The sequence below is a fragment of the uncultured Allobaculum sp. genome (genome assembly GCF_948576815.1).
GTDB lineage: Bacteria > Bacillota_I > Bacilli_A > Erysipelotrichales > Erysipelotrichaceae > Allobaculum > Allobaculum fili.
In genome coordinates, this window is sequence record NZ_CAPAEZ010000070.1 from 1 (window position 1) to 14,016 (window position 14,016).

A 14,016-nucleotide genomic window follows, 5' to 3' on the forward strand; every position below is an offset into this window, starting at 1 on the left:
AGCGTATCTAATATTCAGTCTCGCGTATACCCGTCGATTGTTTGACACTTACGGTACAGTTTGCCCGACACGGTTAAACATCGCCACAATCTGCAGAAGAAGATCGCACCAGAAGAAAAGGGCTTCTGCCTTCCCGTTTGAAAACGAGAGCAGAAGCCCTTTGGTCGGTTTAACGAGATCCAAAGAAACCTGTCATCCTTTTAGAGAACTTTGGCTTTCTGGATTTTTGAGAGTCTTATTTGAGATCCGCCAGTTTATCTGTCGATACGCTGTAGCGAGCAGCAAGCCATGCGGCGTGCAGTTCTTCAGTCATCGTATCGATGGCTTCCTGAGATTCTGCGTTGTTTACGAGCGCTTTCGCAGCAGCAAGTTTCGTATTCAGTGCAGCAGCGCCTTTGACGTCAGCAAGTTTTGCTGGAGTGATGTCATCGATCACGGTCTGCAGCAGGGTGTAGTCGTAGACAACGGTCGAGCCAGCCAGTGCGCAGATGGCCTGACTCAGTTCGCCCTTCATCGCTTCCACTTCTTTCGGTGTTGCGGTATCGGGCAGAGCTTTGGCTTTGGCCAGTACAGTCTGCATGGCGTTCCAGGAAGATTCTGGATAGCTGGCTGCCGTGAGAGCTTCCGCCTGAGCGATGATTTCGTTCAGACCTTCTGTATCTGCTCCGGTAACGACTTTGTGGAAGTTGATTTCCGCACAGGAGAAGTTATTGTTGCGGGCCGTCTTAGCCACCATGCGAATGTGCTTCGCAGTTACGGCTTCAGGGAGATTAATCGTCTTTACAGTTCCAGAGTTCGTCATTTCACCAGAGTAAACGGTCGTGTATGTCTTGCCGTCATCGCTGGTCTGGATGTCGTAAGTCAGCGGGTGACCGTTTCCGCCGCCGGTTCTTGGCGTATACAGAATCTGATCGACCGTCTGCGGAGTCGCAAATTCAATGTCGAGCCAGTGCGGCATGGTGGTATTCTTCCAGTCGGTATGGAACATCGTGGACGTATCGCCGTCGATCGCCTTGGCTGGTTCTTCCCCGCTCTGGTTGCTGGAAGCCGTAGCTTTCATGATATCCTGCGAAACGAGTTCAAACTTGCTGAGATCCTGCAGTTCCATTCCGAGAAGGATCGAAGCCAGGTTGGAGGCCATCATATCGACGTCAGCCTGCGAAGCTTTCGGCAGATCGCGAACGATATTGTCTTTCGCGCGGTTGAAGGCATCCATGGAAGAGGCTTTGTATACGCTTGGATCTTCTGGTTCAAGAGCGAGCAGGGCGTCAATGCGGCTATAGTCTGCACGTTCGTATTCCGCTTTGGAAATTGCATCTTCAACTTTCTTCGTCACAGCTGCAACTTCTGCAGCCGTCGGTGCATATTTGCCGGATACGCCGAGCGCTTCCTTGATCAGGTCTGTATTGCCTGCAAGAGCAACCTGTCCGAGCAGATCAATTTTGCGATCGAGAGCGATCGTATTGACAAATTCAGTTTCCGGGGTAGTTCCGACACGGATATCGTCGACATAGCCCTGGAATGGATGCTCTGCACTGCCGACGGTATGGAGCGGGAACATCATGGTCGCTTTCAGCGATCCGCGCCCGTCACGTCCAACGGTTTCTACGAATTCTCCGTCTACATACAGAGAGAACTTTTCGAATTCGTTGCGGAATTCAAGTTCGGTCCATACGCCGACCGGCAGTTCGTAGTCGAAGGAGTAATCGTGGTTTTCACGCGAGAAGCCGACTTTTCCGGTTTCTTTCTGAACCGCTTTGATCGTTCCGTATGGCGATTCAAACAGAATCTGCTCATCTTTGGACGCGCTCGTACGTTTTACTTTCACGCGCAGCGTGTTGGAAAGACCAGCTGTTTCCAGCGTATCAAATGTGGCTGTTTTTCCGGAAGAAAGGTCAAGAACCTTGCGGCCTGCTGCTTCTTTGAGAACGTCATTTCCAGCAGTCAGGCTGTTGGTTTGTCCGGTGGTATCCGTTGTGGATTCCATATCTACAGAAGTGATCGCTCCGTTTTCGGATTTGTTCACATTGTAGTTGAAGTTGGTTCCCGGAACTTCCGGATACTGATCGATAATCGCAGAAGCCTCTGTCTGGGTGATGGATCCCTTGCCCCAGAGGTTGGTTCCCATCATGCCGGCTGCACGAATCGTACGTTTGTAAATATCATATTCGGACATGCCGTTTTCGGCGTTGTCGATCATGTCGTTCCAGATGGCGAAGGCACCGCCGACCATCTGCTCGTCACCGGCAGGCACTTTGGTGCTGCCCATGCGAGTGATATCCGTGTTAAACAGATGCGAATCGCCGAGGTAATCGTAGTAGTAGCCTGCGTTTGGAACGATATAGAAGGTTCCGTCAGAGCAGTTGATCAAGTCGAAGCCCAGATCGTACATAGCTTTTGGATTGGACCATCCAAAGTTCCAGAGGTTGATCTGGCGACGGGATTTAACGGTTCCATCTTCGTTATAGGTCGCGCCATGTACCGTATCCCCCTGGCTCAGCTGAGTCAGAGAACCCCAGACACGCGGGGTATAGCCTTTGTCTTCGGCGTACTTGAACATGTCGTTTACATACTTACGGTAGGCAGCAGAACCGGCTTCGTATTCGTCGGCACCAATGTGAATAACCGGCGTATCGAAGACTTTGTCATCGCCAGTTGTGTATTCGTCCCAGATGGATTTAACAAACTGCATGACATCGTCGTACTGATGGTTCAGGTCGAGATGGTCAGCCGGGGAACGGTTGCCGTTCGTGGTTACATGCGGCATATCCGAATCCGGCGTTTTAAGATCCGGACGGACTTTCGTCATGGCCAGCGCGTGAGCCGGCATGTCGAATTCAGGAACAATGGTGATACCCATCTTCTTGCATTCTTCGATGTAGTCCGCGAATTCTTCTTTCGTATAGAAGACGTCTTTTGCGGTCAGATCCGCCTGGTTCTTACCGTCATTTCCGCCTTTTTTGATATCCGATTCCAGACGGAACGCCGAATACGGATCGATCAGACGACGGTCTTCGCCGTTGACGTTCTTATACTGTTCGAGCTGGATATAGTTATCGTTCAGATGAACCTGGAAGTCGTTCAGTTTATACCAGGACAGCACTTTGGCCAGCTGTTTCAGATAGTCGAGCGTAAAGGTCTTACGTCCAACGTCCTGCATCAGACCGCGCACCTTCATCGTTGGATAGTCACGCATTTCACCGGCAGCCAGAGTATTGTCTTCGCTGTTGTTGAGTCCCTGCAGAATGGTACGGGTTGCCCAATACGCTGCGGTAGAATGGTTGGCTCCAATCTGAATGGATTTTGGACCGATCGTCATGCGGTAGTCTTCTTCACCAAGTTCCGAAGTACCCGCACCGAACGTAATGGTATCGTTCACAGCTGCTGATGGAATAGCAGCTACTTTTTCTACAGCCAGCGTTTTGCCGGTCATTTCCTTATAGTCATCGGCAAGCGCCTTGGCTGCATATGCAAATTTATCATCTGCGTACTGAACTTTCGTATTCTCAGTAATCGCAAAGCTTCCGCTTTCTTCACCCTTCCATTCCTGGATTGGAGGCAGGATTTCCGGAACTGCATTATCGTTTTCATCAACCTGATGTTCACCAGGAATCGTGACTGTAATTTCCTTGAAGTCGTAAGCGCTGGTCGTTTTGTCCGTAATCTTATAGGAAACTTTGACCTGCTTATCCACCAATGGTTTCAGAATATTCTGATTGGCATCAACAACCTGTTCGAGGTCGGTACCGTTGTATTCTACGGCGAACAGATCGGCATCAAATTCTGGAAGCTTAGCTGTAACTTTCGTGGATTCTGCGGTAACTGGGTTCAGTTCGAGAGCATCCTTGATATCGGCAACGGAATTGCATTTCTGCGCCTGTGGAATACCGCCGTATACTTCCATTTCATAAATGGAAATGGTATTCCAGGTCACGCCTCCATCCGGATCTTCCGGGGTAAAGGTGTTGATTTTCAGGCGGACATAGCGTGCCTTAACTGGAGCATCCAGACTGATGGTTTCTTTCAGATCGGCTGGATGGCTAGTATTGGAATACTGCTGAGTCCAGACATCTTCTCCAGCCAGTTCTTCGGCTGTATGTTCGTCCGTTGCGGTTGAAATGGTATAGTTACTGGCTTTGCGTGTTTCCCAGTAGAGGCGTACGGTCTGTACGTCCATTTCTTTGCCAAGATCGACGTAAATCCAGTGCGGTCCGTCTGCTTCAGCGGAACTCCAGCGTGAACTTCTGGACGATGTATCTCCGTCCAGTGCCTTTGCTGCGGTGAAGTCTGCCGTTTCGGTCGAACTGGCCGTTCCGGTTTTATTCAGCGCTACGTTTTCCTGCGGATCCTGATAGTTCGCATCGATTTCGCCATACACTTCCAGCTCATAAATGGAAACCGAGTTCCATTCTGGGATCGAAGTGAGGATTGGATCATCTGGTGTATGCGATCCAATATACAGACGGATATAACGAGCATTTACCGGCGTATCAAACGCAATAACTTCTGTGATTTCCGCAGGACGGTTATTAAAGACTTTTACGTCTGTCCAGGAGGCTTCTGCTCCGGGGTTTTCTGTCGCGTACTGGATTTTATACGATGTAGCCTTGTGCGATTCCCAGAACACACGAACGGCGTTCACAACAGATGGTTTGGCCAGATCAACATAGATCCAGTCCGGACCATTGCCTACATTGGAACCCCAGCGGGAAGTGCTAGCTGAGGTATTTCCATCCACCGCATTGGAAGCTCTGACAGAATCCGCTTCTTGAGAACTTGCTGTCGCGGTTTTATTGAGTGCAAGATTGGTGCCATACTGCGTCATGTCTGTCGTTGCCGTCGGAGTTGTTTCTTCGGCATGTACAGCCATGGACGCAGCAGGAAGAACGGTTGAAACTGCAGCTGTTCCAGAAAGTGCAACAGACAGCAAGGAAGCTGTGAGTTTTCTAAATTTCATGCTGTTTCCTTTCTTATGCATCTCAGATCTGTTAACCGGAAAAAAGGCCTGCCCTGGCGTTTCATCCGATCTGACCGTGAAATCGTTCTCGGTCACGCCCGAAGATCTGATAGCCCTGTTCAAAGATTGCCCTTCTTTCAACAGGAATTGATCAGCTTTTATTATCAGTTCATAAATCAGTCAAAGAAATACCAGTTCAGGCAATGCGTTTGTACTAATTAGTTAATTCTTAGCGCTTTCAGATGATTAATTTGAACAGAATTACCGATTTATTTGTTGTTTCAATCTCGTTTCCTCTACGTAGCACGCTGGCCTTTTTATGTTTCGCAGGCAATCAGTGATTCTTTCAGACGATATTTCGTCTTTCTCAAATATCATTTGGTGCTCACTCCATTTTTTAATTTGCTGAAGGCAGCTTTTTCAAATATCGGGCTTCCTGCTTAAGCGGCAATAAAAAAGAAGGCCCGAAGGCCTTCAGTTTTGTTGAGTGTGAATTAAGCGTTTTCCTTATCCATCTCAGCGAAGTACTTAATTGTACGAACCATCTGAGAAGTGTAGGAGTTTTCGTTGTCGTACCAGGAAACAACCTGAACGAGGGTGTTGCCATCGCCTGTAGGAGTAGCCATTGTCTGGGTAGCATCGAACAGGGAACCGTAAGTCATACCGATGATGTCGGAAGATACGATTTCTTCAGTGTTGTAGCCGAAGCTTTCGTTAGCAGCAGCTGCCATAGCGGCGTTGATCTGATCAACAGTAACTTCGCCTTCAACTTCTGCAACGAGGATCGTTGTGGAACCTGTAGGAACAGGAACACGCTGAGCAGAACCGATCAGTTTGCCGTTCAGTTCAGGGATAACCAGACCGATTGCTTTAGCAGCACCAGTGGAGTTAGGAACGATGTTAACGGCAGCAGCGCGGGAACGACGTTTGTCGCCTTTTCTCTGCGGGCCATCCAGAGTCATCTGGTCGCCAGTGTAAGCATGAACGGTAGTCATGATTCCGGATTTGATTGGAGCCAGGTCGTTCAGTGTCTTAGCCATTGGAGCGAGGCAGTTGGTTGTGCAGGATGCAGCGGAAATGATTTTGTCTTCAGGAGTAAGAACTTCCTGGTTAACGTTGTAAACAATTGTCGGCAGGTCTTTTCCAGCAGGAGCGGAAATAACGACTTTCTTAGCACCAGCATCAACGTGAGCCTGTGCTTTAGCCTTGGATGTGTAGAAGCCTGTGCACTCGAGTACTACATCAACATCGAGATCGCCCCAAGGGAGTTTGGAAGCGTCAGCTTCTTTGTAGATTTTGATTTCTTTACCGTCAACGATGATGGAATCTTCTGTGGATTCTACTTTGTCGGCGAATTTGTAGGTTCCCTGAGTCGAATCGTACTTCAGCAGGTGAGCCAGCATAGCGGGGTTGGTAAGGTCGTTGATCGCAACTACTTCGTAGTTGGGGTCATCAAACATCTGACGGAATGCCAGACGACCGATACGACCAAAACCGTTCAGTGCAACTTTTACTGTCATGATCAGTAAATCCTCCTTTAATACCGATCTAATTATAGGGTCTGCCCGAAATCCTGTCAACGAATAGGAGGTCAGGCGGATCTAGTCAAAAACTATTGAATAATAATCTCGATATTAATTACTTATCTAGTCTTATTCACATTAGATATCGCCTATACAAATTGCTTATTTCGTCTTAATGCAGACCGTTTGTCTATACGTTGTCCGCAGGCATTTCCAGGATTTTCCCATCACCTGAGGGGCTTATGATTCCTGTCTCGCTCTGCATGTTTTTTGCTGCATCGGCGCCTGATTTTCTGAAGAGAGACGGATTGATGGAAAGTCTTACAGAATGAAAGCGGTTAACTCAACAGGCCAGATTTTTGGAGGCATAGGATTTGCCTTCGGCATGTTTGCGGATTATCGCCTGCCGTCCGGCATGAGCTGGTTTTGGCTTTCCATATTTTATGGAAGGCATTCTTTACTAGATCCTGTTCGAGCCACAAAGAATCGGTCTGAGCCGTCCGTCTATGCATCCTTTCCATTTCCTGGCTGGATTTCAAATCCGAATGATATGGGTGAATTGGTCTGGAAATCCGGTGGGTTCGTTGCTCCGCTTTTTTTCTTTGGGAAGTCTTCTGTTTTCCGCCTCTGCCATAAGAAAGGAATCAGAAATCACAGAAACTCTGCGCAGAAATATCACTGGATCCAGATCGGATCTGCCGGAAACTCATTCATCAAACACTGCCCATTAAATAACTGCCCATTAAATATTGGAAACGACCTGGCTTTATTCTGGATCGGCTCCGTTTACGAAAAGATGGGCGATGAAACGGCCTATGGCCCTGCCCGATGGAAACGGTCTGCGGATTTGCGAGCGGTTTTATTCCTATTTTGATTCTTTTCTTCCCTGTGTTCCGGGCTTTGCACGAATCGAAAATCAAATGCGCTTATAATAGGAACATTATTACCTGCGCGCATGAGCGCCGGAAAGGAGTTTTCCATGGATTTTCGTTCAATTTTGGAACTGCTCGAAAAAGACGCCCGTCTGAATGCCCGCGATCTGGCAGACATTCTTCATGAAGACGAGAAAGATGTCTACGATGCCGTTCGAAGCCTGGAAGAGGAAAAAATCATCTGCGGCTACCATACCGTCATTAACTACAACAAAGTTCAGAAAGATCAGAAAATTCTTGCTTTCATCGAAGTCGGCGTACGCCCGATGAAAGATAAAGGATACGACTATACCGCGAATCTCATCGCCGGCTATCCGGAAGTCAATTCGATGTACCTGATTACCGGCGACAAGGACTTCATTCTTCTCGTTGAGGGGAAAACGATGTTTGAAGTCTGCTCGTTTGTTTCCGACAAAATTGCCTGCATTGAAGACGTACAGTCCACAAAGACTCTGTTTGTTCTGAAGCAGTACAAGCAGTCCGGCATTCTGACCGGTGCCGGCAGGCCGGACAAAAAAGAAGACCGACTGGTGGTGAGCTACTGATGAAACCGATCAATCAAGTTATCAAAACCATGAAGCCAAGCGGCATCCGAAAGTATTTCGATCTGGCCAACTCCATGGAAGGCGTCATTTCCCTGGGTATCGGCGAACCAGATTTCAATACGCCCTGGCACATTTCCAACGCGGCTATTGAATCGATGCAGAGCGGCTATACCCACTACACCGCAAACCGCGGTCTGATTGAACTGCGCGAAGCGATCTGCGAATACTACCATAACCGCTTCGGCGTGGACTACGATCCGAAAAAGGAAGCACTGGTTACCGTCGGCGGATCTGAAGCTGTGGATCTGTGCTTCCGCACCCTGATCAATCCTGGCGATGAAGTCATTGTTCTCGACCCGAACTACGTGGCGTATGAACCGGCGATCATCATGGCTGGAGGCGTTCCGGTCTATATCGAACTGACGCAGGATAACGACTTCAAACTGACCCCGGAAGATCTGAAAGCCGCTTTAACGGAAAAGACCAAATGCATCATGCTCAACTTCCCTTCCAATCCGACGGGAGGAACGATGGGCCGTGAAGACTACGAAAAACTCGTACCGATTTTTGAAGAATCCGGAATTTATATTGTTTCCGACGAAATTTATGCAGAACTTACGTTTGAAGGCGAATTCTGCTCGCCGGCTTCCTTTGATTCCATCAAGGATCAGGTTCTCGTCATCAACGGCTTTTCTAAAGCCTTTGCGATGACCGGATGGCGCCTCGGCTATCTGCTCTGCAACGCGGAAATCAACAGCCAGCTGACCAAGGTTCATCAGTTCATCATCATGTCCGCGCCGACGGCCGCCCAGTATGCGGCGATTGAAGCACTCGGATCCGGTCTGGAAGATACGGAAGAGATGAAAAAGGAATACGAACGGCGCCGCAATCTGCTCTGCGCCCGGCTGAACCGCATGGGACTGCGCACGAACGTTCCGCGCGGCACGTTCTACGCGTTCCCGGATATCACCTCGACCGGTCTGACTTCGGATCAGTTCTGCGTCCGTCTGCTCGAAGAGCAGAAAGTCGCTGTCGTTCCCGGCACCGCTTTTGGCGAACATGGCGAAGGCTTCGTCCGTATTTCGTATGCGACGTCCTACGAAAACCTCAAGGAAGCCTGCGATCGCATTGAAGCGTTCGTAGCCAGTCTGAAGCAGCCAGAAGAAGTTCTCATCGAAGAAGAAATCGTTATCGAATAAACCCGATTGAAATTAAGCATCTGTCGTTAAGTCAGGTGCTTTTTTGTCGAATCGTGCTGTTTATCTGCTCGTATAATGGGATCGAATTTTCAGGAATTTGAAACCGTATGTCCAGATAGCGTAAAATGGAAAGGCCGGTTCTGGAATCGAAGTCCTTATTGAGTACTCTGTTCTCCTCGCTGCCATGCAATGACAGCCCTTTCTCTTTGAGGATTTACAATTCTGACCGGTTATCTTATGATTTGAGCGATTAAGAAGGAGTATAGAAATGACAATTTCCCCGTTACAGAAAGCTCGCTACGCTTACCAGCCAAAGCTTCCGGGAATGCTTCGTCACGGCATTTCCAGCATTGCGGTTAAGGAAGGCGAACCTACCCAGTCCGTTGCGGACCAGGAAGCAATCCAGAAACTCTTCCCGAATACTTACGGAAAGAAAGAAATCACTTTCGTTAAAGGCGAAAGCACAGCACCAGAAGGCAAACAGGTTGTCGGTGTTATCCTTTCCGGCGGACAGGCGCCAGGCGGCCACAATGTAATCAGCGGTCTCTACGATGCTCTGAAAGCCGCTAACCCGGACAACGTTCTGATCGGTTTCAAAAACGGTCCAAGCGGTCTGATCGAAGATGACTTCATTGTATTCGATGACGACTATATCAACGCTTACCGCAACACAGGCGGATTCGATATCATCGGTTCCGGCCGTACAAAACTTGAAACAGAAGAACAGTTCACGGTTGCTGCAGAAGTAGCGAAAAAGCACGGCATCAACGCCATCGTAATCATCGGCGGCGATGACTCCAACACCAACGCAGCCGTTCTTGCCGAATACTTTGCTGCACACAACACTGGCGTACAGGTAATCGGCGCTCCAAAAACGATCGACGGCGACCTAAAAAACGACGACATTGAAATCTCCTTTGGTTTCGATACCGCTACAAAGACATACAGTGAACTGATCGGAAACATCGAACGCGATGCCAACTCCGCTAAGAAATACTGGCACTTCATCAAGGTTATGGGCCGTTCTGCTTCTCACGTAGCACTGGAAGCTGCTCTTGAGACACAGCCAAACATCTGCCTCATTTCCGAAGAAGTCGCTGCGAAGAAAATGTCTCTCTCCGAAATCGCCAACTACATCGCCGATTCCGTAGAAAAACGTGCTGCCAACGGCAACAACTTCGGTGTTGTTATCATTCCGGAAGGCGTAGTTGAATTCGTTCCTGAATTCTCCGCTCTGATCGCTGAAATCAACGAACTTCTTGCCGGAAGCAAAGCCGACGCGTTCAACGCTCTTCCAACATGGAAAGAAAAATATGAGTTCATCAAGAACGGTCTGAGCGAAGACGCATTCAAAGTCTTCGCAATTCTGCCGGAAAACATCCAGCAGCAGCTGTTCCTCGAAAGAGACCCGCACGGAAACGTACAGGTATCTCTGATCGAATCGGAAAAACTGTTCTCCGCTCTCGTTGCCAATGAACTCAAGGCACGCGCTGCCAAAGGTACCTACACCGGCAAGTTCAACCCGCTGCACCACTTCTTTGGTTACGAAGGACGCTGCGCATTCCCTTCGAACTTTGACTCCGACTACTGCTACTCCCTTGGCTACAACGCATTCCTGCTGATCCAGAACGGATTCACTGGATACCTCTCCAAGATTTCCAACCTGTCCAAACCAGCATCCGAATGGGTAGCCGGCGGCATGCCGATCACCAAGATGATGAACATCGAACGTCGTCATGGCGAAGACAAACCGGTTATCAAGAAAGCGCTCGTCGAACTCGACGGCAAGCCGTTCAAATTCTTCGAAGCCAACCGCGACCAGTGGGCTGTAGAAACCTGCTACACCTTCCCAGGTGCAATCCAGTACTACGGACCAGAAGAAGTCTGCGATCTCACCACAAAAACACTTAAACTCGAACAGGAATAATTTATAAACTTGAACAGGATTACTGCTTTCCTTGTTCCTTTTCCTAAATTCACAGACAAAAAAGAAGGGACTTCCCTCTGCATGATGCAGAACGGAAGTCCCGTTTTTTGTTGGATTCATTTTTAACAGATCTAGTCGGCCGGGTTCTATTTGACAATGCCAAGACGATCGAGTTCTTCGATAAAGGCATGCTGGCGACGGTGGTCTTCTCTTGTCTTATGAACAGCTTCCTTTACCTGATCCTTTAATGTTTCGCTTTGAGACGCTTTCTCAAAAGCGATGGCACTTCGGCGATACGCTTTTCTCGAATGCGCGCTTGCCGCACTCTCTTTTGCATAGTTCAGCCAAAGAGCGGCGGTTCGATCCGGGTCAACACCCGACAGTCGGTCTGCAAAACGCGAGAGGTGGTAATAGTTTTTCGATTTTTCCATCAGATCGAGAAGCTTTTCGTCTTCCTTCAGGAAATCGTACAGTTCAATCAGTACGTCTTCATCCACGCTCTTTTCAATCTTTTCCAGATCGTCTTTCCACTGATCGTTCGAATCCAGTTCATGAAGAAGCTGGAGATCTTCGAGCCGTCCGTTTTGTAAAACAAAGATCAGTTCGTAAAGCTCCTGGACGGCCTTTTCCGGATGGGAAAGTTTAAGCTGCGCCTGAATCATCAGCCGCATGACTTTTTCTTCCTCAGAAGCGCTCATTCCCTTGCGCCGGCTCTGATTCAGAAGCTGGACGGCTTCTTTCGGATCGTTTTCATTCAGCGCATCGACCGCCTTGAGAATGAGAACTTCCGGAAGCATTCCGTACGTTTTTTCAAAAGCGGATGTGGCGCGTTCATATTCCGGATTTTCTTTTTCGAGATCCAGAATGGAACGAAGCAGACGATCCCGGTAGGCATGCAGTTTGCCTTCTTTTCGCGACGTTCCGTACAGACGGACGAGAGACTGGTATCGCACTTCCTGCAAATCGGCGATATCGAAACAGTTGCGTTCCGTCAGGGTCACGAGACGGTCCTTGAAATCCGGAAGGTTATTGGCTTCCAGCTGGTATTCGATCCAGGAAAACAGCTCTTTAATTAATGCCGGTTCGGCCCGGAGCGCAATTTTCTCTAAAAGATCCAGAACAAATTCGCCGCAGGACAGAACAAACGACGCGTTCGATACGGTCGCGGTTCGTTCCAGCGTCAGGAGGATGCTTTCCAGCAGTTCTGCAGCCAGAATGGCGGAGCCATTGCGGACCAGGACATCGCACTGCTCTTCCATCCAGTTTTCAAAGCTGCGGATTTCTCGGCTTCCGCAGCGGCTTTCCGGATGATCCTGCAAAATTTCAGCAATCTTCTGCATCGCCCGGCGTTCCAGAAGATCCTGTGCCTCTTCAGCATGCGATTTGGCGATGCTTGCGGTCAGGAAGTCCTGCATTTCGGGATGCATCGTTCCGTATTCCTTCACAAGACCGGCAAGATCTTCCAGTGAGAACGAATCGACCAGAGACGAAAGGCTGGAATAGTCAATCGATGCTTCAAACGAAGTCTGGCTTGTCTGGCGTGCGGTCTCCTCCTGTACATTTGGCTGCTCGGTTTCTTTTTCGGGAGCTGGCTCTTTTGCGCCTTCGGATTTGTTTGCGGCGCTGTAAGTCGTGTTTGAAGAATCTTCTGCTTCTTCCTCCGGCTGGACAGGGGCTTTGGGTTCCATCGTCTGGGCGCCGAAGTTTTCCTTTACAGAAACGTCTGAATCCGCTCCAGAGATTGCTTCTTTATCTGGTGCCAAAGAGGTTACTGCCGCACCCCGAGGCATTTGCGTTTTGGGAGGAATTGCCGATTCGACGGGATGATCCTCTCTGTTTCTTCCATATGGATTTGTCGCTTCGGACTCATCCTGCCCAAACAGACCTTGGGGACTAAGCAGCGAATCCAGAAACGGGTTTTTCCACGGAGTTTCTGGGCGTTCGAGGACCGGCTGTTCGTATTCGTCTTCGGACTGCGCAGGAGAGGCGGCTTGTTCCGGCTCAAATTCATTTGGATTGGTGAAATTCGAGTTCGAATTTTCTGTCGTATTTTCCAAATTGTACGGATAGCGTCTTAAACCTGGATTTTGCGCAAAACGACGCCTCCACTGTTCAACGGAATCTTCCGGCTCATCTGGCTCGGCGAAATACGGATCCGTGTCCTCTTGATCGGCTTCGGTATGTTCCTCCGTTTCCAGATCCTGATCTGCACGATTTGAATCGTCCGCTTCCCTGTCCATCTCTTCGAAGTCTTTTTCCTCTTCTTCTTCTGGATGGTTCCGATTTTCTGCAGCTGCAGGAGCTGACTGTCTTTGATTTTCTAATGTATTTTCCAGCGCAAAGAGAAAGGCCGCTTGGTGCGCGCAGAGTCTTCCTTCCCTGGAAGGAAGGCAGGTGCACTGCAGATCCGAGATGGTATCGTCCACCAGACGGGCACGAACTTTTTCTCTTCCATCGACGATCGCAAAGCAGTAATCGCCCTGTCGATAAATCGGGCTGACTCTTCCCTGCCGAAACAGTAAATAGCCGTTAAAAAGCGTCTCGCGATCAAAATTATTTTTCCAATCCATACATTTCTTCCCTCATTTCCAGTAGTAAAGGACATCTTTTGGGGTAAAACCTGTCAGCTTCATTATAGAAGCCGCTCTTCATCCTCTCCGCTTTACCGCCCGCAAGAGATGAAAGCAGGAATCCGAATTCTGTCCCCCAGAGAGCAGGCTGGAATGCGATTTTGCTGGAGTGTCAAAAAACATGCTTCTGATTTGCGGGATCTGTGTACAGTAAAAGAAGAGTCTTACTTCAGACAGGAGAAATGTATGAAAACGAAACCTGAGCATTCGAATCCGCATGGCAAAGCCAAAGTGTACTTTACCGCTCATGTTTTTTGTAGTTTAAAACCAATGCTGTTCACTTAAGCTTCACAAGCTCACTTA

General features: G+C 48.9%; 7 protein-coding genes. 4 read left to right on the forward strand and 3 right to left on the reverse strand.

The window, feature by feature from the left end:
* Positions 1-235: 235 nt before the first annotated feature.
* Together Q2J39_RS09025 and gap are read right to left on the reverse strand one after the other, a co-directional pair.
* A complete protein-coding gene (locus Q2J39_RS09025; protein WP_288340244.1) occupies positions 236-4,957 on the reverse strand; it encodes a discoidin domain-containing protein in 4,722 nt (1,573 codons plus the stop codon).
* A gap of 494 nt (positions 4,958-5,451) precedes the next feature.
* Positions 5,452-6,477: a type I glyceraldehyde-3-phosphate dehydrogenase gene (gene gap, locus Q2J39_RS09030; protein ID WP_230266809.1), complete on the reverse strand. Its 1,026-nt coding sequence runs from the start codon at positions 6,475-6,477 to the stop codon at positions 5,452-5,454.
* Positions 6,478-6,808: 331 nt separating this feature from the next.
* Here gap and Q2J39_RS09035 point away from each other — a divergent pair, with 331 nt between their 5' ends.
* The 4 genes from Q2J39_RS09035 (at position 6,809) to Q2J39_RS09050 (ending at position 11,083) form a co-directional block, all read left to right on the forward strand.
* A complete protein-coding gene (locus Q2J39_RS09035; RefSeq protein ID WP_288340242.1) occupies positions 6,809-7,354 on the forward strand; it encodes a hypothetical protein in 546 nt (181 codons plus the stop codon).
* 105 nt (positions 7,355-7,459) lie between these two features.
* Positions 7,460-7,957: an Lrp/AsnC family transcriptional regulator gene (locus tag Q2J39_RS09040; RefSeq protein ID WP_230266807.1), complete on the forward strand. Its 498-nt coding sequence runs from the start codon at positions 7,460-7,462 to the stop codon at positions 7,955-7,957.
* Positions 7,957-9,156, forward strand: a complete 1,200-nt coding sequence (locus Q2J39_RS09045; RefSeq protein WP_288340240.1) for a pyridoxal phosphate-dependent aminotransferase — start codon at positions 7,957-7,959, stop codon at positions 9,154-9,156. The genes Q2J39_RS09040 and Q2J39_RS09045 overlap by 1 nt, the downstream gene beginning before the upstream one ends.
* A gap of 268 nt (positions 9,157-9,424) precedes the next feature.
* Positions 9,425-11,083, forward strand: a complete 1,659-nt coding sequence (locus Q2J39_RS09050; RefSeq protein WP_230266806.1) for a diphosphate--fructose-6-phosphate 1-phosphotransferase — start codon at positions 9,425-9,427, stop codon at positions 11,081-11,083.
* Between the two features lie 146 nt (positions 11,084-11,229).
* Here the strand turns inward: Q2J39_RS09050 and Q2J39_RS09055 are convergent, their stop codons facing one another.
* Complete coding sequence (locus tag Q2J39_RS09055) at positions 11,230-13,653, reverse strand: SWIM zinc finger domain-containing protein (protein WP_288340237.1); 2,424 nt, start codon at positions 13,651-13,653, stop codon at positions 11,230-11,232.
* Positions 13,654-14,016 lie beyond the last annotated feature (363 nt).

Excerpts from the sequence above, each read along its gene's own strand:
- Q2J39_RS09025 (WP_288340244.1), bottom strand. The coding sequence starts at position 4,957 with ATGAAATTTAGAAAACTCACAGCTTCCTTGCTGTCTGTTGCACTTTCT.
- gap (WP_230266809.1), bottom strand. The coding sequence starts at position 6,477 with ATGACAGTAAAAGTTGCACTGAACGGTTTTGGTCGTATCGGTCGTCTG.
- Q2J39_RS09035 (WP_288340242.1), top strand. The coding sequence starts at position 6,809 with ATGAAAGCGGTTAACTCAACAGGCCAGATTTTTGGAGGCATAGGATTT.
- Q2J39_RS09040 (WP_230266807.1), top strand. The coding sequence starts at position 7,460 with ATGGATTTTCGTTCAATTTTGGAACTGCTCGAAAAAGACGCCCGTCTG.
- Q2J39_RS09045 (WP_288340240.1), top strand. The coding sequence starts at position 7,957 with ATGAAACCGATCAATCAAGTTATCAAAACCATGAAGCCAAGCGGCATC.
- Q2J39_RS09050 (WP_230266806.1), top strand. The coding sequence starts at position 9,425 with ATGACAATTTCCCCGTTACAGAAAGCTCGCTACGCTTACCAGCCAAAG.
- Q2J39_RS09055 (WP_288340237.1), bottom strand. The coding sequence starts at position 13,653 with ATGGATTGGAAAAATAATTTTGATCGCGAGACGCTTTTTAACGGCTAT.